A 20,240-nucleotide genomic window follows, 5' to 3' on the forward strand; every position below is an offset into this window, starting at 1 on the left:
ACGGACGCTTCCTTTGTACTCACCCGAGAGACTCTCTCAGGCTTTCCTCCGGGCGCTTCCCTTCGGTCTTGCGTTTCCGACTCTATCAGATCCTTCTCCGATCCGATTTCCTCGGTGCTTTCCAGGTTCCCGCTTCCGCGTTTCCCTTTCCGGCGGTTCCGACTTTATCAGAAGTTCTGAGTCGGAATTCCCGCTCCCGGGGCTCCGGACCGTGAGTTGGTCGGGTGCCCGCCTGAGCGGAGTTGTAAACGTACTGGAGCGGGGCGCCTCGATGCAAATCGAGGCGCCCCGCTCCGGGTTGGCGCGGACGGACGTCCGACGGTCCGTCAGACCTCCACCACCACGGGGAGGATCATCGGGCGGCGCCGGTAGGTGTCCGAGACCCACTTGCCCAGGGTGCGGCGGATCAGCTGCTGGAGCTGGTGCGGTTCGACGACACCGTCCTGGGCCGAGCGCTCCAGCGCCTCGACGACCTTGGGCAGGACCGCGGCGAAGGCCGAGTCCTCGATGCCCGAACCGCGGGCCTGGACGTGCGGGCCGCCGGTGATCTTTCCGGTGGACGAGTCCATCACCACGAAGACCGAGATGATGCCCTCGTCGCCGAGGATCTTGCGGTCCTTCAGGGCCGGCTCGCCCACGTCACCGACGGAGAGTCCGTCGACGTAGACGTATCCGGCCTGGACCTTGCCCGAGATCTTCGCCTTGCCCTCGACCAGGTCGACGGCGACGCCGTCCTCGGCGATGACGATGCGGTCGTGCGGGACGCCGGTCAGGGCGCCGAGTTCGGCGTTGGCGCGCAGGTGGCGCCATTCGCCGTGGACCGGCATCAGGTTCTTCGGGCGGCAGATGTTGTAGAAGTACAGCAGCTCGCCGGCCGAGGCGTGGCCCGAGACGTGGACCTTGGCGTTGCCCTTGTGGACGACGTTGGCGCCCCAGCGGGTCAGGCCGTTGATCACGCGGTAGACCGCGTTCTCGTTGCCGGGGATGAGGGACGAGGCCAGGATGACCGTGTCGCCCTGGACGATGCGGATCTGGTGGTCGCGGTTGGCCATGCGGGAGAGGGCGGCCATCGGTTCGCCCTGCGAGCCCGTGCAGACCAGGACCACCTCGTGGTCGGGAAGGTCGTCGAGGGTCTTGACGTCCACCACCAGGCCCGGGGGGACCTTCAGGTAGCCGAGGTCTCTCGCGATGCCCATGTTGCGGACCATCGAGCGGCCGACGAAGGCGACCCGGCGGCCGTACTCGTAGGCGGCGTCCAGGATCTGCTGGATGCGGTGGACGTGGCTGGCGAAGCTGGCCACGATGATCCGCTTGCGGGCGTTGGCGAAGACCGTGCGCAGGACGTTGGAGATGTCCCGCTCGGGCGGGACGAAGCCCGGGACCTCGGCGTTCGTGGAGTCGGAGAGGAGGAGGTCGATGCCCTCCTCGCTGAGGCGCGCGAACGCGTGCAGGTCGGTGAGGCGGCCGTCCAGCGGGAGCTGGTCCATCTTGAAGTCGCCGGTGTGCACCGCCATGCCCGCGGGGGTGCGGATGGCGACGGCCAGGGCGTCGGGGATGGAGTGGTTGACCGCGACGAACTCGCAGTCGAAGGGGCCGATGCGCTCCCGGTGCCCCTCCGCCACCTGCAGGGTGTAGGGGCGGATGCGGTGCTCCTGGAGCTTGGCCTCGATGAGGGCCAGGGTCAGCTTGGAGCCGATGAGGGGGATGTCCGGCTTCTCGCGGAGGAGGTAGGGGACGCCGCCGATGTGGTCCTCGTGGCCGTGGGTGAGGACGATGCCCTCGATGTCGTCGAGGCGGTCCCGGATCGACGAGAAGTCCGGCAGGATCAGGTCGATTCCGGGCTGCTCCTCCTCGGGGAAGAGCACTCCGCAGTCGACGATCAGCAGACGGCCGCCGTACTCGAAGACCGTCATGTTGCGGCCGATCTCGCCGAGGCCGCCGAGCGGGGTGACCCGCAGGCCGCCTTCGGGGAGCGGCGGGGGCGAGCCCAGTTCAGGATGCGGATGACTCAAAAGACTCTCCTCACCACGCACGCCACGTACCGGTGGGGCACGTGGCGCGCGTGACGTTCGTGCAGATGCGATGGATGGTGTGGGACGCGGGCACCGGCGGCCCGCTTGTTCAGTTGTGGGGTCTTGCGAAGTCTGTTGTCAGAGCTGTACCCCGCCGGCGGCAAGATCGATCTTGAGCTGTTCGGTCTCCTCGGGCGTCAGCTCGACCATCGGCGCGCGCAGCGGTCCGGCGGGCAGGCCCTGGAGGGCGAGCGCGGCCTTGGAGGTCATGACGCCCTGGGTGCGGAACATGCCGGTGAAGACCGGGAGCAGCTTCTGGTGGATCTCCAGTGCCTTCTGCACGTCGCCCGCGACGTACGCGTCGACCAGGGAGCGCAGCTCGGGGGTGACGACGTGGCCGACGACCGAGACGAAGCCGACCGCGCCGACCGAGAGCAGGGGCAGGTTCAGCATGTCGTCGCCGGAGTACCAGGCGAGACCGGAGTGCGCGATGGTCCAGCTCGCGCGGCCGAGGTCGCCCTTGGCGTCCTTGTTGGCGACGATCCTCGGGTGCTCGGCGAGCCGGACGATGGTCTCCGTGTTGATCGGGACGCCGCTGCGGCCGGGGATGTCGTAGAGCATGACCGGCAGCTCGGCGGCGTCGGCGACGGCCTTGAAGTGCCGGTAGAGCCCTTCCTGCGGGGGCTTGTTGTAGTACGGGGTGACGACGAGCAGGCCCGTGGCGCCGGCCTTCTCGGCGGCGTGGGTCAGCTCGACGCTGTGGTGGGTGTCGTTGGTGCCGACTCCGGCGACGACGTGGGCGCGGTCGCCGACCGCCTCCACGACGGCCCGTACGAGGTCCGCCTTCTCCGCATCGCTGGTGGTGGGGGACTCGCCCGTGGTGCCGTTGACGACCAGGCCGTCGTTGCCTGCGTCCACCAGGTGGGCGGCGAGCCGCTGCGCGCCGTCGAGGTCGAGTGCGCCGTCCGCCGTGAAGGGCGTGACCATGGCGGTGAGGACCCGCCCGAAGGGGGTCTGCGGAGTGGAGGTCGGAGCCATGGGTTACACGCTACTCGTTGCTCGGGGCGGGGTCTGCCCTCGGGGGACGCGGCACCGGGGCGGAGGCGGAGCCCGGCACTGCCTGCTCGGGGGTTCAAGCAGTGCCGGGTCCGTTCGATCAGGCTAGATGAACTTCATGAAATGCCGCAATACGGACACTTCGCGCGGCTGATCGCACATGTGTGCCCTGATGCGCGGGGTTACGGGGCCACGCGGCCGTTGGCGTTGAAGGCCGCGTGGGTCAGGGGCATCAGGCGCTGCCACTCCGCCTCCATCTTCTCGCCGACCATCTCGATCTCCCGCTGCGGGAAGGACGGGACCTTGGCCAGCTCGTGCTGGGTGCGCAGGCCGAGGAAGTGCATCAGCGAGCGGGCGTTGCAGGTGGCGTACATCGAGGAGTACAGGCCGACGGGGAGCACGGCGCGGGCGACCTCGCGGGCGACGCCGGCGGCGAGCATCTCGCGGTAGGTCTCGTACGCCTGGCGGTAGGAGTCCGCCATCGCGCGGCCGACCAGCTCCTGCTGGGCCTCGGTGCCCTCGACGAAGCGGTACTTGCCCGGGCGGCCCTCCTGGACCAGCTTGCGGGAGGCGTCGGGGACGTAGAAGACCGGCTGGAGCTCGCGGTAGCGGCCGGACTCCTCGTTGTAGGACCAGCCGACGCGGTGGCGCATGAACTCGCGGAAGACGAAGATCGGGGCGCTGATGAGGAAGGTCATCGAGTTGTGCTCGAACGGGCTGCCGTGCCGGTCCCGCATGAGGTAGTTGATCAGGCCCTTGGAGCGCTCCGGGTCCTTGTCCAGCTCGGCCAGGGACTGCTCGCCGACCGTCGAGACCCGGGCGGCGAAGAGCACGTCCGCGTCGGAGGCGGTGTGCTTCACCAGCTCGACGGTGACGTCGCTGCGCAGGTCGATCTTGAAGTCGTCTTCGGGCGTGTCGGGGGTCACGGTGGGGAGGGCCTTCCGGTCTCGGCAGCTTGCGGACGCCACTCTACGGCGGACACCAAACGGGGCGTTCACGGCCGTGCCGCGATGAAGTCGGTGAAACAGGGCACCTTCGGTGGTGTCCGTTCGTCTGTACAGACAGATGTTCTTCGAGTTCCGGAAGGAGACGTCCTCATGATGCGCCGGCGTGAACCCGTCCCGTTCGCCTTCGTCGCCGAGGCCGACAGGTTCCGCAGCAATGTCACTCCCCCGCCCCCTGAGCGCATGTCGTTCGGCCAGCTGGCCGGGCGCTGGCTGCTCGGGTTGACCATAGTGGCGGGGCTCGTGGGTTCCCTGGTGATCGGGATGCCCGCGCTGTCCCTCGACCACTCCTCGCAGCAGACCCAGCAGTCACAGGCGTCGTCCGGCAAGCGCTGAGCCGCCACCGGGCCGCCGGGGCGCGGCCGGGGGCCGACACTCCATCCGGGCCCCCGAGGGTGGTGACCGGGGACACAGGTCGATAACCTCACCGGGCACAGCCCACGCATGGAGCGAGTGAGGACCAGCCGTGCCCCTGACCTTCCTGACGGCCGACCGTGCCTTCGACACGGCCGACGACGTCGCGTTGCCGTACGACGACCGGGACCGGTGGCGGCGGCCCTACCGCCCCGGTCCCTGGCGCGTCGGGGCGTCCGCGCTGATGCTGCTGCTGGCGTCGTTCGTGCTGTTCTCGACGGTGGCCATCGCCGCGACGGGGACCGTGGCCTCGGCCGGCGCGGTCTTCGGCGTCGCCCTGGCCGTCATCGTCTGCGCGCTGCGGCTGCTGCGGATGGGTACGTGGGTGAGCGCGCGGGGCGTGCGCCGGGTGGGCTTCCTGGTCAGCCGTACGGTGCCGTGGGAGCGGGTCGTCGAGCTGCGGACGGTGCAGCAGCCGGTGCGCTGGCTCGGGCTGCCCCGGACGGTGCAGGGGCAGGCGCTGGTCATCTCCTGCCGGGGCCGGGACACCGGCGCCCTGCCGCCGCTGCTGACCACGCACAACGCCGACTTCCTCGCCCGGCCGGAGGGGTTCGACCGGGCCGCCGACGCGGTGGAGGCGTGGGGCGCGGAGTACCGGATCGGCTGAACGGCGTACGACGACATGCCGGTGGCCCGGCCCCGTGCAGGCGGGGGCCGGGCCACCGGCATGTCGTGGGCCTGGTCAGGCCGTCTCGGTGTGCGGCTCGGCCGTGCCGTCGTGCAGTCTGATCGCGCGCTGCATCGCCTTGCGGGCGCGCGGGGTGTCCCGGGCGTCCTGGTAGGCGACGGCCAGGCGGAACCAGCTGCGCCAGTCGTCGGGGGCCGCCTCGGTCTCGGCCTTGCGGCGGGCGAAGACCTCGTCGGCCGAGTCGCGGTCGATCCGGCCGCTCGGGGTGCGCTTCAGCTCGTCGACGGGCAGGGCGCCCTCGGCGTCCAGTTCGGCAGCGAGCCGGTTGGCCTTGCGGACGAACTGGGTGTTCTTCCACAGGAACCACACCCCGATCACCGGCAGCACCAGCACCGAGACGCCGAGGACCACGGTGACCGGGGTGCCGGCCTCGATGAGCAGCACGCCGCGGCTGCCGACCAGGACGAAGTAGAAGACCAGGACGGCGGCGGTGACGGCGTAGGTGATCTTGGCGCGCATGGGAATCAGGGGCTCAGTTCAGGTCCAGGAAGTGTTCCAGGCCGAAGGTGAGGCCGGGAGTGGTCACCACGCGGCGGGCGCCGAGCAGGATGCCGGGCATGAAGCTGCTGTGGTGCAGGGAGTCGTGCCGGACGGTGAGGGTCTCGCCCTCGGCGCCCAGCAGGACCTCCTGGTGCGCGAGGAGCCCGCGCAGCCGGACCGCGTGCACCGGGACGCCGTCGACGTCCGCGCCGCGGGCGCCGTCCAGGGCGGTGGCAGTGGCGTCGGGCGCCGGAGCGGTGCCTGCCTTCTGCCGCGCCTCGGCGATGAGCTGGGCGGTGCGGGTGGCCGTGCCGCTGGGGGCGTCGACCTTGTTGGGGTGGTGCAGCTCCACGACCTCGACGGACTCGAAGTAGGGGGCGGCGATCTGCGCGAACTTCATGGTGAGGACGGCGCCGATGGAGAAGTTGGGCGCGATGAGCACGCCCGTCCCCGGTGACGCGTCGAGCCAGGCCCTGAGCTGCGCGAGGCGGTCGTCGGTCCAGCCCGTGGTGCCGACGACGGCGTGGATGCCGTGGCGCAGGCAGTGGTCGAGGTTGTCCATGACCGAGGCGGGGGTGGTCAGCTCGACGGCGACCTGGGCGCCGCTCTCGGTCAGCGTCTCCAGGGAGTCGCCGCGGCCGAGGGCGGCCACCAGCTCCATGTCCTCGGCGGCCTCGACCGCCCGTACCGCCTCGGAGCCGATCCGGCCCTTGGCGCCGAGGACGGCCACGCGCAGCTTGCTCATGTCTGTTGCTTCCTTACCGACGGGTGGGTCAGGCGACGGCGTCGTGCAGCCGGGCGGCCTGCTTGTCCTTCAGCGGGCCGATGACCGACAGCGAGGGCCGCCGTCCCAGGATGTCGCGGGCGACCTCGCGGACGTCGTCCGGGGTGACCGAGGCTATCCGGCCCAGCATGTCGTCGACCGACAACTGCTCGCCCCAGCACAGTTCGCTCTTGCCGATACGGTTCATCAGCGCGCCGGTGTCCTCCAGGCCGAGGACCGTGGAGCCGCGGAGCTGGCCGATGGCGCGGTCGATCTCCTCGTCGGGCAGGCCGTGCTCGGCGACCTGGTCGAGTTCGTCCCGGCAGATCTTCAGCACGTCGTGCACCTGGGAGGGCCGGCAGCCCGCGTAGACGCCGAAGAGACCGCAGTCGGCGAAGCCCGAGGTGTACGAGTACACGCTGTAGGCCAGGCCGCGCTTCTCGCGGACCTCCTGGAAGAGGCGGGAGGACATGCCGCCGCCGAGGGCGGTGTTCAGCACGCCCAGCGCCCAGCGGCGCTCGTCGGTGCGGGCCAGGCCCGGCATGCCGAGGACGACGTGGGCCTGCTCGGTCTTGCGGCCGAGCAGTTCGACGCGGCCCGCGGTGCGGATGGCGCGGCGGCCGTCGCGCGGGGCGATCGGCCGGGCGGCCGGGTCCTTGAGGGCGCCGGCCTTCTCGAAGGCGGCGCGGACCTGACGTACGACCTTGTTGTGGTCGACGTTGCCGGCGCAGGCGACCACCAGGTGGGTGGGGTCGTAGTGCCGCTTGTAGAAGCGGCGGATGCGGTCGGCGGTGAGGGCGTTGACCGTGTCGACGGTGCCGAGCACCGGGCGGCCCAGGGCGGTGTCGCCGAACATGGTGTGCGCGAACAGGTCGTGCACGCAGTCGCCCGGGTCGTCCTCGGTCATCGCGATCTCTTCGAGGATGGCGCCGCGCTCGACGTCCACGTCCTCTTCGAGGATGAGCGAGCCGGTCAGCATGTCGCAGACGACGTCGATGGCGAGCGGCAGGTCGGCGTCGAGCACGCGCGCGTAGTAGCACGTGTACTCCTTCGCCGTGAACGCGTTCATCTCGCCGCCGACCGCGTCGAGCGCGGCGGAGATGTCCAGGGCGCTGCGCCGGGCGGTGCCCTTGAAGAGCAGGTGCTCCAGGTAGTGCGTGGCGCCGTTCAGGGACGGGGTCTCGTCGCGCGAGCCGACGTGCGCCCAGATGCCGAAGGTCGCGGAGCGGACCGAGGGCAGGGTCTCGGTGACGATGCGCAGGCCGCCGGGGAGGGTGGTGCGGCGGACGGTGCCGATGCCGTTCTCGCCCTTGATCAGGGTTTGGGTACGGGCGACGGCCCGCGCCTCCGGGGAGGTGCGGGCCGTCGCCTTGGAGCCACGGGACGTCACTGGTCGGCGTCGTCCTTCTTCGTCTCGTCGGCGGACTCTTCGCCCTCGATCACGGGGATCAGGGAGAGCTTGCCGCGGGAGTCGATCTCGGCGATCTCGACCTGGACCTTCTGGCCCACGCCGAGCACGTCCTCGACGTTCTCCACGCGCTTGCCGCCGGCGAGCTTGCGGATCTGCGAGATGTGCAGCAGGCCGTCCTTGCCGGGGAGGAGGGAGACGAAGGCGCCGAACGTCGTCGTCTTCACGACCGTACCCAGGTAGCGCTCGCCGACCTCGGGCATCGTCGGGTTGGCGATGCCGTTGATCGTCGTACGGGCGGCCTCGGCGGAGGGGCCGTCGGCGGCACCGATGTAGATGGTGCCGTCGTCCTCGATGGTGATCTCGGCGCCGGTGTCCTCCTGGATCTGGTTGATCATCTTGCCCTTGGGGCCGATGACCTCACCGATCTTGTCCACCGGGATCTTGACGGTGATGATCCGCGGGGCGTTCGGGGACATCTCGTCCGGCGTGTCGATCGCTTCCATCATCACGTCGAGGATGTGGAGGCGGGCGTCGCGGGCCTGCTTGAGGGCGGCGGCCAGGACGGAGGCGGGGATGCCGTCCAGCTTGGTGTCGAGCTGGAGGGCGGTCACGAACTCCTTGGTGCCGGCGACCTTGAAGTCCATGTCGCCGAAGGCGTCCTCCGCACCGAGGATGTCGGTGAGGGTGACGTAGTGCGTCTCGCCCTCGATCTCCTGGGAGATCAGGCCCATCGCGATACCGGCGACGGGGGCCTTCAGCGGCACACCGGCGTTCAGCAGCGACATGGTGGAGGCGCAGACCGAGCCCATGGACGTCGAGCCGTTGGAGCTCAGCGCCTCGGAGACCTGGCGGATCGCGTAGGGGAACTCCTCGCGCGTCGGCAGCACCGGCACGAGGGCGCGCTCGGCGAGGGCACCGTGGCCGATCTCGCGGCGCTTCGGGGAGCCGACGCGGCCGGTCTCGCCGGTGGAGTACGGCGGGAAGTTGTAGTTGTGCATGTAGCGCTTGCGGGTCACCGGGGAGAGGGTGTCCAGCTGCTGCTCCATGCGGAGCATGTTGAGGGTGGTGACGCCCAGGATCTGGGTCTCGCCACGCTCGAACACCGCGGAGCCGTGCACGCGCGGGATGGCCTCGACCTCGGCGGCGAGCGTACGGATGTCCGTGACGCCGCGGCCGTCGATGCGCTTCTTCTCCTTGATGACGCGCTCACGGACCAGGGTCTTGGTCAGCGAGCGGTACGCGGCGGAGATCTCCTTCTCGCGGCCCTCGAACTCCGGCAGGAGCTTCTCGGCGGCGAGCGCCTTGACGCGGTCCAGCTCGGCCTCGCGCTCCTGCTTGCCGGCGATGGTGAGCGCCTGGGCCAGCTCGGGCCGGACGGCGGCGGTGAGCGCCTCCAGGACGTCGTCCTGGTAGTCGAGGAAGACCGGGAACTCGCCGGTGGGCTTGGCGGCCTTGGCGGCGAGGTCGGCCTGGGCGCGGCAGAGCACCTTGATGAAGGGCTTCGCGGCCTCGAGACCGGCGGCGACGACCTCCTCGGTGGGGGCCTCGGCGCCGCCCTCGACCAGCTTGATGGTCTTCTCGGTGGCCTCGGCCTCGACCATCATGATCGCGACGTCGCCGTCCTCCAGGGTGCGGCCCGCGACGACCATGTCGAAGACGGCGTCCTCGAGCTCGGTGTGGGTCGGGAACGCCACCCACTGGCCGCGGATCAGCGCGACGCGGACGCCGCCGATCGGGCCGGAGAAGGGCAGGCCGGCCAGCTGGGTGGACGCGGACGCGGCGTTGATCGCGACGACGTCGTACAGGTGGTCGGGGTTGAGCGCCATGACCGTGCAGACGACCTGGATCTCGTTGCGCAGGCCCTTCTTGAAGGACGGGCGCAGCGGGCGGTCGATCAGACGGCAGGTGAGGATGGCGTCCTCGGAGGGACGGCCCTCGCGCCGGAAGAAGCTGCCGGGGATCTTGCCGGCGGCGTACATCCGCTCCTCGACGTCCACCGTGAGGGGGAAGAAGTCGAGCTGGTCCTTGGGGTTCTTCGAGGCGCTGGTGGCCGACAGCACCATGGTGTCGTCGTCCAGGTAGGCCACGGCGGAACCGGCGGCCTGCTTGGCGAGGCGGCCGGTCTCGAAGCGGATGGTGCGGGTGCCGAAGGGGCCGTTGTCGATGACGGCCTCGGCGTAGTGGGTCTCGTTCTCCACTATGGTCTTCTCCATTACGTTCAGTTACATGTCGTCTTCCGTCCCGCCTCGCCCGTGTGGCGGGGGGACGGTGATGGAGAAGCGTCCGGTGCGGGCCGGTCTTCGATCGAAGCCCCCGGCGTTCTTTTCCCCGAGGGCCACTACCGAGGACCGGCGGCGGCGCGGTGACGCTTCTCCTCGTCTCTTCGTCTCGTCGGTGTGGTGCGGTCGCGTTCTCTACCACACTACAAAGTGGCGGTGACACCGCGCACGTACAGCAAAGGGAGCGGCTCCCGATCGTGGGGAACCGCTCCCTTCACGGCGTCTTACTTGGCGCCCGCCGCACCGCGGCGGATGCCGAGGCGGTCGACCAGGGCGCGGAAGCGCTGGATGTCCTTCTTGGCCAGGTACTGCAGCAGCCGGCGGCGCTGACCGACCAGGATCAGCAGACCACGACGGGAGTGGTGGTCGTGCTTGTGGGTCTTGAGGTGCTCGGTCAGGTCGGAGATCCGACGGGACAGCAGGGCGACCTGGACCTCGGGGGAGCCGGTGTCGCCCTCCTTGGTACCGAACTCGGAGATGATCTGCTTCTTCACTGCGGCGTCGAGAGACACGCGTGCTCCTTCAAGGTCTTCATGAGCCTTCGAGCGCCCCCGGTCTGCTTCTCGGGGGAACTTCCGTGAACTCGGAAGGCGGGGTCCGCTGGGCGCGGCCTCCAGGCACCTCAGGTGATGTGGGGGCGCGTACACAGACGTCCAGGGGTCAGCCTACCAGGGTGGCTGCGGGGCCCCGTCCGGGGGCTGGGGCCGTACGTCCGGGCTCAGCGATAGCATGCGCGACCGTGACGGAGAACGCGGAAACGGCGGTGCACCACCCGGGGACGGCTGCGGCGTGGCGGCGCATGGTACGGGTGCGGTGGGCGTGGCTGGCCGGTGAGCTGCTCGTGTGGGCCGGGACCGTGGGGTTCGGGGCGGTGACCGGTCGCCGGTCGGTCATCCCGTTCGCCGTCATGTTCACGGTCGCCGCACTGATCGTGGTCCCGGTCACCGTGACGCTCATCGTCTCGGCCCGTCGTGCGGGCCGCGTCCTGCGGGCCTATCCGTGGCAGGAGCAGCCGTGCGTGTTCCGGCGCCAGGGGCGCGATGTCCTCGTGGTGCTCATGCCGGAGCGGGGGTACGAGGTGCCGCTGCGGCCCAGCCCGCTGCGCGTCGATCCGAGCGGAGGGCATGGGGATGCCCTGGAGAGCATGTGGTTCGCGGGTGACCTGCGCTTCGGCGGTGTGGTGTCGCCGCCCGGCGGGCACCGGGTGGTACGGGTGACGCGACCCAACGCGGCCAAGGCCGCCCGCGCCCGCAGGGGCGCCTCGCCCACCGCCGACGCGTTGGCCGAGCGGGTGGGGCTGATCAGTGGCGGGAAGCCCCGGAGTCTCTGAAAAAAGGACACAAGACGCGTCGTGCGCGTACGACGCGAGACAGCGGGTACGGACGAGAGACAAGCGTGCGCCTACGACGACGGTGGCCGTCCCCCTCACGGGTGGCGGCCACCGTTCGCTGCCCGGGCCCCGCCAGCTCAGCTGGTCATGCCCCGGGCCGCCGCGTACAGGTCGAGGACCGCCAGGCAGAGCGGGACGAGGGAGAGCAGCACCGCGCCCTCGCTGAGGTCGAGCATGCGTCCCCAGAACGGGGTCACACCCTTGCGCGGCACGATCAGGCCGATGGCCACCAGCAGCACGGCGCCCAGGGCGACAGCCGCGGAGAGCCAGATGGTGCGGATGTCGAGCGGGGCGCTGTTCTGGTTGTAGAGCAGTTCCTTGATGATGTCGGCCGGCGGGTTCAGGGCCAGGCCGAGCGCCAGCAGGCAGACCGTGACGATGCCCGACATCATCAGGGTCACGACGTGAGACGTGTACAGAAAGAGCCGGGCCCGCATCAGCATGGCGAGGCCGACGGCCAGGGAGAGCAGCTGGGCCCAGCCGTTGGAGGAGAAGCCGAGCACCACACCGGCGGAGGCGACGCCGGCCACCGCACAGCCGCCGACCAGGCCGAGCAGCAGTTCGTGGCCGCGGCGTGCCTGGTCGAGGATGACCTGGTAGTCGACCGGTTCCTGCTCATGCTGGTCCTCGGCGCGCCCGCGCTTGGCGATCTGGTCGGGCGAGCGGAAGCCGATGGGGAGCTTGGCGAAGCGGGCGGACCAGCCGGGCAGGAAGCCGATGGCGGCGGCCATGACCACGGCGGTGACGGCCGCGGCCTCCCGGGGCTCGGACTCGCTGACGATCGTGGCGAACGTGGCGAGGACGCCGACGCCCGCGCCGAACGCGGCGGCGACGAAGGGCGCGTCGTTCTGCGGCAGCATCAGGACGAGCAGCACCCCGGCGACGAGGACGACGGAGAAGCCGATGAGGAGCTGGAGCCGTCCGGGACCCTCGCCCGCGGGGACGCCCAGGATGCCGGAGCCGCCCACCATCAGGTGGGGCAGCGAGGCCAGGCCGAGGGCGGCGGCCGCGTGGTGGTCGTCGTAGACCCGGGCCCGTACGGCCGCCAGGGCGACCAGGACGACGCCGGTGACGCCGGCGATGACGCCGGGCAGGCCGTGCATGTCGTGGGCGAGCGGCTCGGAGAACCACAGGACCAGCGCCATCATGGTCAGCAGCAGCGCGCCGGCGGCGAGGCCGACGGTACGCATCATGCCGTCGTTCCAGCTGCGGCGGTCGGTCTCGACGGCGGCGGCCACGGCGTCCACGACGTCGTCGTAGACGGCGGGCGGCAGCGAGTCCGCGAACGGCCGCAGGAGCAGCAGCTCACCGTCCCTTATCTGCTGTTCGGCGAGCGAACGGCCGTCGTCGAGGACGGAACCGTCCCTGCGTACCAGGTTGTACCCGGTGGGCGCGGCCTCCTCGGGTGTCTGGCCCGACAGCCGCAGCACCTCCGGGTACACGTCCGACAGTGGCACGTCCTCCGGGAGTGCCACGTCGATCCGGCTGTTCGGCGCCGCCACCGTGACTCTGCAGAATCCGGTTGCTGAAACCGTGCTCACCTGACGGTTCCCCCTCGTCCAGTGTTCGGTGATCCGGCGCGGTTTGCCCGGGTGATTCCCTGGCCGCGCCTCATTCGGTGCGTCACCCTACCGTCCCCACCCGCTCTCTCCTCATCCCCTACCGGCCCAGGAGCCCCGCAGAACAGTAGGATCAACGCCCGACTCATGGGCCCGGCGGAGACGGGCGAGTTGACGTACATACGGGGGCCGTCACAACGGGGGCGGTTCAAGATTGCGATTGCGTGAAGGACTGGTGCATCGGTGAGCGTCGTCATCGTCAAGCGCCCGCCGCGGGTGTTCCCGCCGGAGGTGCCGAGTGAGGAGGTCAAGCTCGAATCTCCACCGGAACTCCCCAGGACCGAGGACGACAGCCTCCTCATGAACCTGCTGCCCATGCTGGGCATGGGCTCGTCGGCGGCGTTCTTCTTCATGCCGGGCGCCCAGGGCTTCATGAAGATCATGGGCATGCTGATGCTGGCGTCCACGGTCGCCATGGTCATCGCCCAGATCGTGCGGGCCCGCAAGGGGTCGTCCGGTCAGATGGCGGAGACCCGGCGGGACTACCTCAAGTACCTGGCGCAGAAGCGGCGGGAGGTGCGGCGTACCGCGCTCAAGCAGCGCGACGCGCAGCACTATCTGCACCCGGCGCCGGAGCAGTTGTGGGCGCTGGTCGCCGAGGGGTCGCGGCTGTGGGAGCGGCGGTCCACGGACCCGGACTTCGCGCAGGTGCGGATCGGTCTGGGGCCGCAGCAGCTGGCGACACCGCTGGTGGCGCCGGAGACCGCGCCGGTGGACGAGCTGGAGCCGCTGACCGCGCACGCGATGCAGCAGTTCATCGCCGGGCACGGCACCCTCAACGAGCTGCCGCTGGCAGTCGGGCTGCGGTCCTTCTACCACGTGACGGTCTCGGGTGACACGGAGACGGTCTACGGCCAGACCCGGGCGGTCCTCGGTCAACTGGCGTCGCTGCAGTCGCCCGAGGACGTGGTGATCGCCGTCGTGGCGGCGCCGGGTGCGGCGGTGGAGTGGGAGTGGACCAAGTGGCTGCCGCACATGCAGCACAAGGAGTCCGACGGCGCGGGTACGCGGCGGCTGCTCTGCTCCGACCTCGGCGAGCTGGAGGAGATGCTCGCTCCGCAGCTGGAGGGCCGGCCGCGGTGGAGCCGGGAGGGCCAGCCGGTCCTCGACCAGCCGCACCTGATCGTCGTGCTGGACGGCGGCGGGGTGCCGGCGGACTCGGTGCTCGCCTCGGCGGAGGGCCTCCAGGGCGTCACCATCCTCGAAGTCGTCCCCGGTGAGCTGGACGAGCCGCGCGGCTCGCTGTCGATCCGGGTGGTGCCCGACGCCCTCGAACTGGAGGCGGGAACGGGTGTGTTCACCGGCACGCCCGACGTGCTGTCGCAGGCCCAGGCGGAGTCGCTGGCCCGCCAGCTGGCGCCGCTGCGGCTGGGTGCGGCGGACGCGGACGAACCACTGCTGGCGAACCTGGACTTCACCGACCTGATGCAGATCGGCGACGCGGCGAGCGTGGACGTCTCGCGCACCTGGCGACCGCGCACGCTGCACGAGCGACTGCGCGTGCCGATCGGTCTCGGCGAGAGCGGCGAGCCGGTCATGCTGGACATCAAGGAGGCCTCGCAGGAGGGCATGGGCCCGCACGGCCTGTGTGTCGGCGCCACCGGTTCCGGCAAATCGGAGCTGCTGCGCACCCTGGTGCTGGGTCTGGCGGTGACGCACTCCTCGGAGACGCTCAACTTCGTCCTCGCGGACTTCAAGGGCGGTGCGACCTTCACCGGCATGAGCAACATGCCCCACGTCTCCGCGGTGATCACCAACCTGGCCGACGAGCTGACGCTGGTGGACCGCATGCGCGACTCCATCACCGGCGAACTGACCCGCCGTCAGGAACTGCTGCGGCAGTCCGGCAACTACGCCAACATCACCGATTACGAGAAGGCCCGCGCGGCCGGCGCCGCGCTCGACCCGCTGCCGTCGCTGGTCCTGATCATCGACGAGTTCAGCGAACTGCTGGCCGCAAAGCCGGACTTCATCGAGATGTTCATCCAGATCGGCCGCATCGGCCGTTCCCTGGGCGTGCACATGCTGCTGGCCTCGCAGCGCCTGGAAGAGGGCAAACTGCGCGGTCTCGACACCTTCCTCTCCTACCGCATCGGTCTGCGGACCTTCTCCGCGGCGGAGTCCCGTACCGCGATCGGTGTGCCGGACGCCTACCACCTGCCGAACGTTCCCGGCGCGGGCATCCTGAAGTACGGCACGGACACGATGGTGCAGTTCAAGGCCGCGTACGTGTCGGGCACCTACCGGCCGAACGGGCCGGTGGCCGAGGGCGGCGGCCGGATCGACCGCTCGCCGGTGCTGTTCACCGCCGCGCCGGTACCGGTGCGCATCCTCACCGATCCGGAGCCGGAGGTCCGCCCGGACCGGGTCGACGACGCGCTCGCCGACACCGTGCTGGACGTCATCGTCGGCCGCCTGGACGGTCAGGGTCCGCCGGCCCACCAGGTGTGGCTGCCACCGCTGGACGAGCCGTTCAGCCTCGACCAGGTGCTGCCGGTCCTGAACATCAGCGCGGAGCGCGGTCTGCATGCCGAGGGCTACCACGCGCAGAGCAAGCTCACCATCCCGGTCGGCCTGGTCGACAAGCCCTTCGAGCAGCGGCGTGACGTGATGTACGCGGACCTGTCCGGCTCCGCCGGTCACGCGCTGATCGTGGGCGGTCCGCAGTCCGGCAAGTCGACGCTCGTACGCACCATGATCGCGGCGTTCGCGCTCACCCACACGCCCGCCGAGGTGCAGTTCTACGCCCTCGACTTCGGCGGTGGCGGCATGCTCGCGCTGGACGGCCTGGCGCACGTCGGCGGGGCGGCCTCCCGCCTCGACCAGGAGAAGATCCGCCGTACGGTGGCCGAGGTGCACGGCATTCTCAACGCCCGTGAGGAGTTCTTCCGCTCCAAGGGCATCGACTCCATGGGGACGTTCCGCAACCGCCGGGCGCAGGGTCACTACCCCGACCAGCAGTGGGGCGACGTCTTCCTGATCATCGACGGCTGGGGGACCTTCAAGACCGACTACGAGATGCTCGACCCGGTCATCGCGGACATCGCGACCCGGGGTCTCGGTTTCGGCATCCACCTGATCATCACGGCGACCCGGTACACCGAGATGCGGCCGGCGCTGCGCGACCAGATCCTCAGCCGGCTCGAACTGCGGCTCGGTGACGCGATGGAGTCGGAGTTCGACCGCAAGCGGGCCGAGAACGTGCCGATGGGCAAGCCCGGCCGCGGCCTCTCCCCCGACAAGCTGGACTTCCTCGCCGCCACGCCCCGCATCGACGGGTCGACGGCGGTGGAGGACCTGGCCGACGGCATGGCGAACCTGGTCAGCGGCGTGAACAACGCCTGGCAGGGCCCGCCGGCCCCCAGGGTCCGGATGCTGCCGACCATGCTTCCCGCCTCCGAACTCCCCTCGGGCGGCGACTTCGCCGGCCGCGGCATCGCCATCGGCGTTGACGAACTCACCCTCTCCCCGGTCTTCGTCGACTTCGAGACCGACCCGCTGTTCGTCATCTACGGCGAGAGCGAGTCCGGCAAGTCCTCGCTGCTGCGGTTCATGGCCAAGCAGGTCGCGGAGCGGTACGCGCCCGACAAGGCGCTGTTCGTGGTGTCGGACTTCCGGCGTGCGCTGCTCGGTCAGGTGCCCGAGAGCCACATGTACAAGTACTGCGCCTCGGGTCCGCAGCTCCAGGAGGTCATGGAGTCGCTGGCCGGCTCGATGAGCCGCCGCATGCCAGGCCCGGACGTCACCCCGGACCAATTGCGCAACCGCAGCTGGTACAGCGAGCCGGACGCGTTCATCTTCATCGACGACTACGACCTGGTCGCCACGTCGATGGGCAACCCGATGTCGGTGCTCATGGAGTACCTGCCGTTCGCCCGCGACCTGGGCCTGCGCATCGTCCTGGCCCGCACCACCTCGGGCGCCTCCCGGTCGTCCTTCGAACCGGTCCTCACCCGGATCAAGGAACTGGGCGCCCAGGGCATCGTGCTGTCCGGTGACCCGTCCGAGGGCCCGGTCTTCAACAACGTCAAGGCGGCACCGATGCCGCAGGGCCGCGGGCAGTTCATCTCGCGGCGGTCCAGCGGGACGCTCGTCCAGACCGGCTACCTGCCGGAGAGCTGACGCAAGGGGGAGCAGGCATGACCGACTACTTCAAGACCGACACCGCCGAGCTGGGCCGCTTCAGGAAGACCCTGGAGGACGCCAAGGCCGAGCTGGACAACGTACGCAAGTGGATGCAGGACGTGTCCGCGGAGGGCATCGGCACCAAGGAACTGGACGCCGCCTGTGCGGAGTTCCACGAGCACTGGAAGTACGGCTCCGAGCAGATCGCGGAGCTGACGGGGAAGTTCGCGGAGAGTGTGAACCAGAGCAAGGCCAACTACGAAGAGGTCGACCGGGCGCTGGAAGAAGGCTTCCGCAAGGCCGCGGCGCAGGGAGGCGGCAAGTGAGCGCCAATCCGTACCCGAACCTGGGCTTCGACCCGGCACCGGGCCAGATCTCGGTCGTCTCGGGCCTGACGGAGAAGCTCAAGAAGTCGGCGCAGACCATCGCCGACGCGCATCAGATGATCGAGAACCTGCGGTCGGGCAGCTCCTGGGAGGGCGACGCCGCGGTCGCCTTCCGTGAGCAGCTCGACGGAGCCCTGCCGACGAACCTGAAGAACGCGCACACCTCCATCACCCGGGCCGCCACCGCGCTGGCCGACTGGCAGCGGGCGCTCGACGGCTACCAGGACCGGGCGCGCACGCTGAACGGCCAGGCCAAGGAGGCGCAGGGGAAGGTCGACACGGCCGAGGGCCGCGAGAAGTCGGCCTCCGCCAACCCCGACCTGAAGCTGGCGGGCCAGTCCTTCACCGACGACGCGGAGCTGAAGAGCGCGCAGGCGCGGCTGGACAAGGCGACCGAGGAACTGACCAAGGCACGCCAGGCGGTGACCGACGCGAGGACCGAGTACGACGACGTCATCAGGCGGGCGAGGGAACTGGAGGAAGAGCACGCCACGGATGCCCGGGGCAAGGCCCGGGTACTGCGGGACTCCACGGACAAGCTGGCACCGGAGGAGCCGAACTGGTTCGAGTCGTCCATGGAGTGGGTGGGGGACAACCTCACCGACATCCTGGGCGCGGTGGCGGCCATCGCGGGTCTCGCGGCCTTGTTCTTCGCCGTGCCGGTCGGTCCGATCCTGTTGCTGGTGGCGGCGGCGGCCAGTGCGGCGACGCTGATCAGCCGGTTGTCGGATCCAGTGGTGCGGGCTTCGCTCAAGGACGGTTTCACCAAGGGCGAGTTCGACGCGGACTTCTGGAGCAACGCGGTCGGAGTGGTCGGTGACTCCCTCGGCGTGGTCCCGGGCGTCGGTGCCGTGGCGCGGGGCGTCAACGGCGCCGTGCGGTCGGCGAGCGCCGGCGCGGAGGCCCTCACCCTCGGACAGCGGCTCAGCAGCGCGGGCGGCAAGACCTGGCTGGCCGCCCAGCGGATCCACGCCGCCGACAATCCGCTGACCACCTGGCTGGTGAAGGGCGCCGCCGACCCGTCCGCCATGGCGAAGGCCATCGACGTGTCGGTCTCCGGTGCCGGTGCGCTCACCGGCACGTACGGCGTCGCCAAGAACGTCTGGGAGGACATCAAGAACCCCGCCGCGGAGAGCGCCTCGACCGGCGCGGACGGTGTCCGGGCCGGCACGTTCGACGGAGCCGGCCATGGGGCCACCGCTCTGAAGACCATGAAGATCCTGTTCGGCACGGCGCACTGAAGGAGACGGACACATGACCGACGATGCGGACGACTACGAGTACGCCATCGACGGGTCGGCTCTGGAACGTGGTTGCGATCTGTGGTTCGCGCTCCCTCCCGGCTACGTGGAGCTGCCCTTCCACGATCTGTTCGCCGAACCGGAGTCCCCCGAGGGCGTACGGCTGGCCGAGGCGATCGGATCGCTCCTAGAACTGGTGCCGGAGGAACAGCGGACGGGCTTTCTGGCCCAGCTTGCCCAGGCCAGAGGGCTGACCGCGGAGATGCGGCGGGAAGGCATCGTGCACGTCTCCATCGGCGCGCACGCAGCGGACGACGGCGCCATGCTGGAGTCGGTCGTCACCCTCGCCCGCCGCGAGATCCCCTGGACCCCGCCGAAGCTGGCGGCCGTCCAGGCCGCGACGGCACGCAAGCGCGCGCTGCCCGTCGCCGTGGTGGAACTGCCCTGCGGGCCCGGCGCCTTCACCGAGGCGCTGGTGGAACTGCCGGCGGAGGCCGACGCCCAGCGGCGTGCCCTCTACGAGGCAACCGCATACCTCCCCTTTCCGGACGGGCGGAACCTCGCGGTCCTCTCCCTGACGACCACGGCCGTGGCGGCCCGCGAGTACTACCGCGACATCCACCGCGGTATGGCGAAGATGGTGAGCTTCGACAACCCGCTCCCCGGGGAGTTCAAGGACCAGATTCCCGAGTCCGAGGTCGAGGCGTCCGTACGCGCGGTCTTCGGCTGACAACCTTGGAGTGAAACCAGTGGACGTTCCTTTGACGAAGACCGCTTACGAGGACGTCGCCACCCGCAGGGCGTGGCGCCGCACGGCCGTGTTCCGGCTGTCCGCCTTCCTGCTCTCCCTCGGGTCCTTCGTGGCCTGGCTGTACGCGGTGGTCATGACACCGGTATGGACTCTCTGGGTTCTGTTCCCCGCCCTGTTCGTACTGATCTACCTCGTCATGCTGAACACCGCCAGGGTCCTGGGCATCCTGTCCCTGCGCCGGATTCTGCGGGTCTATCCGTGGCAGTCGGTCCCCGGAGCCGCCTCGATCGCGAAGAACGGCACCACCCGGTTCGCCTTCGCCGACCCCGAGCGCCCGGACAAGACCGTGTCGCTCGGCTACGGCGGCTTCCTGGGCAGCGGTTACACCTTCTGGGTCAGGAAGGTCAGGTCCGGCGCCCTCGACGAGGTGTGGTTCGCGGGTGATCCGCGCTTCCTGGGCGTCGTGGCCGTACCCGGGCCGCGGCGACTGTACGGAGTGGCCCAGCGCGAGGCGACGGACGACCGGATGGCGGCGCGCAAGCGCGGTGTGAGCGCGGAGGCGCGGGAGCGGGCCAGGGCGGCGGGGGCTCGGGTCGGGTGACGGACTGAGCCGCGCCGGGA

Annotated in this window: 17 protein-coding genes; 8 read left to right on the top strand and 9 right to left on the bottom strand. The window is 70.1% G+C overall.

Annotated features, from left to right (window positions below; translation table 11 throughout):
• Window positions 1–326: 326 nt before the first annotated feature.
• From ACIQR3_RS32250 to thyX, 3 genes are all read right to left on the bottom strand, one after another.
• Window positions 327–2,012, bottom strand: coding sequence for a ribonuclease J (locus ACIQR3_RS32250; protein ID WP_403544275.1), 1,686 nt, complete (start codon window positions 2,010–2,012; stop codon window positions 327–329).
• 138 nt (window positions 2,013–2,150) lie between these two features.
• Window positions 2,151–3,050 carry a 4-hydroxy-tetrahydrodipicolinate synthase gene (gene dapA, locus ACIQR3_RS32255; protein WP_403544277.1) on the bottom strand — a complete coding sequence of 300 codons (900 nt, stop codon included), beginning with the start codon at window positions 3,048–3,050 and terminating at the stop codon, window positions 2,151–2,153.
• 200 nt (window positions 3,051–3,250) lie between these two features.
• Window positions 3,251–3,994, bottom strand: a complete 744-nt coding sequence (thyX, locus tag ACIQR3_RS32260; RefSeq protein ID WP_403544279.1) for an FAD-dependent thymidylate synthase — start codon at window positions 3,992–3,994, stop codon at window positions 3,251–3,253.
• 171 nt (window positions 3,995–4,165) lie between these two features.
• Here thyX and ACIQR3_RS32265 point away from each other — a divergent pair, with 171 nt between their 5' ends.
• The gene (locus tag ACIQR3_RS32265; protein ID WP_403544281.1) at window positions 4,166–4,408 is read left to right on the top strand and encodes a hypothetical protein; all 243 of its coding nucleotides are present in this window, start codon (window positions 4,166–4,168) and stop codon (window positions 4,406–4,408) included.
• Window positions 4,409–4,538: 130 nt separating this feature from the next.
• Window positions 4,539–5,093 (top strand): hypothetical protein, encoded by a 555-nt coding sequence (locus ACIQR3_RS32270; protein ID WP_403544283.1) that lies wholly within the window; start codon window positions 4,539–4,541, stop codon window positions 5,091–5,093.
• A 75-nt stretch (window positions 5,094–5,168) separates the two neighbouring features.
• On the opposite strand, the gene ACIQR3_RS32275 is transcribed toward ACIQR3_RS32270, so the two are convergent.
• The 5 genes from ACIQR3_RS32275 to rpsO all read right to left on the bottom strand — a co-directional run bounded on the left by ACIQR3_RS32275 (window position 5,169) and on the right by rpsO (window position 10,619).
• Window positions 5,169–5,633, bottom strand: a complete 465-nt coding sequence (locus ACIQR3_RS32275; protein ID WP_403544285.1) for a hypothetical protein — start codon at window positions 5,631–5,633, stop codon at window positions 5,169–5,171.
• Window positions 5,634–5,646: 13 nt separating this feature from the next.
• Window positions 5,647–6,399: a 4-hydroxy-tetrahydrodipicolinate reductase gene (gene dapB / locus ACIQR3_RS32280; RefSeq protein ID WP_403544287.1), complete on the bottom strand. Its 753-nt coding sequence runs from the start codon at window positions 6,397–6,399 to the stop codon at window positions 5,647–5,649.
• A 28-nt stretch (window positions 6,400–6,427) separates the two neighbouring features.
• Window positions 6,428–7,807 carry a M16 family metallopeptidase gene (locus ACIQR3_RS32285; RefSeq protein ID WP_403544289.1) on the bottom strand — a complete coding sequence of 460 codons (1,380 nt, stop codon included), beginning with the start codon at window positions 7,805–7,807 and terminating at the stop codon, window positions 6,428–6,430.
• A complete protein-coding gene (locus tag ACIQR3_RS32290) occupies window positions 7,804–10,026 on the bottom strand; it encodes a polyribonucleotide nucleotidyltransferase (RefSeq protein WP_403544407.1) in 2,223 nt (740 codons plus the stop codon). The genes ACIQR3_RS32285 and ACIQR3_RS32290 overlap by 4 nt, the downstream gene beginning before the upstream one ends.
• A 305-nt stretch (window positions 10,027–10,331) precedes the next feature.
• Window positions 10,332–10,619 (bottom strand): 30S ribosomal protein S15, encoded by a 288-nt coding sequence (gene rpsO, locus ACIQR3_RS32295; RefSeq protein WP_004924725.1) that lies wholly within the window; start codon window positions 10,617–10,619, stop codon window positions 10,332–10,334.
• Between the two features lie 227 nt (window positions 10,620–10,846).
• Between rpsO and ACIQR3_RS32300 the strand changes: the two genes are divergently transcribed.
• Window positions 10,847–11,437, top strand: coding sequence for a hypothetical protein (locus tag ACIQR3_RS32300; RefSeq protein WP_403544291.1), 591 nt, complete (start codon window positions 10,847–10,849; stop codon window positions 11,435–11,437).
• A gap of 137 nt (window positions 11,438–11,574) precedes the next feature.
• Here ACIQR3_RS32300 and eccD read toward each other — a convergent pair whose 3' ends face one another.
• A complete protein-coding gene (eccD, locus tag ACIQR3_RS32305) occupies window positions 11,575–13,038 on the bottom strand; it encodes a type VII secretion integral membrane protein EccD (RefSeq protein WP_403544293.1) in 1,464 nt (487 codons plus the stop codon).
• 261 nt (window positions 13,039–13,299) lie between these two features.
• Between eccD and eccCa the strand changes: the two genes are divergently transcribed.
• Genes eccCa through ACIQR3_RS32330 form a run of 5 tightly spaced genes read left to right on the top strand, consistent with a single transcriptional unit; the run spans window position 13,300 to window position 20,220 of the window.
• Window positions 13,300–17,238, top strand: coding sequence for a type VII secretion protein EccCa (gene eccCa, locus ACIQR3_RS32310; protein ID WP_403544295.1), 3,939 nt, complete (start codon window positions 13,300–13,302; stop codon window positions 17,236–17,238).
• A 17-nt stretch (window positions 17,239–17,255) separates the two neighbouring features.
• A complete protein-coding gene (locus tag ACIQR3_RS32315) occupies window positions 17,256–17,567 on the top strand; it encodes a hypothetical protein (RefSeq protein ID WP_403544297.1) in 312 nt (103 codons plus the stop codon).
• The gene (locus ACIQR3_RS32320; protein ID WP_403544299.1) at window positions 17,564–18,868 is read left to right on the top strand and encodes a hypothetical protein; all 1,305 of its coding nucleotides are present in this window, start codon (window positions 17,564–17,566) and stop codon (window positions 18,866–18,868) included. Before ACIQR3_RS32315 ends, ACIQR3_RS32320 begins: the two co-directional genes overlap by 4 nt.
• Before the next feature lie 13 nt (window positions 18,869–18,881).
• Window positions 18,882–19,598 (top strand): hypothetical protein, encoded by a 717-nt coding sequence (locus ACIQR3_RS32325; RefSeq protein WP_403544301.1) that lies wholly within the window; start codon window positions 18,882–18,884, stop codon window positions 19,596–19,598.
• A 31-nt stretch (window positions 19,599–19,629) separates the two neighbouring features.
• Window positions 19,630–20,220 carry a hypothetical protein gene (locus ACIQR3_RS32330; RefSeq protein ID WP_403544303.1) on the top strand — a complete coding sequence of 197 codons (591 nt, stop codon included), beginning with the start codon at window positions 19,630–19,632 and terminating at the stop codon, window positions 20,218–20,220.
• Window positions 20,221–20,240: the final 20 nt, after the last annotated feature.

Source organism: Streptomyces sp. NPDC090994, from assembly GCF_044768905.1.
In the GTDB taxonomy this organism is placed as follows: Bacteria; Actinomycetota; Actinomycetes; order Streptomycetales; family Streptomycetaceae; genus Streptomyces.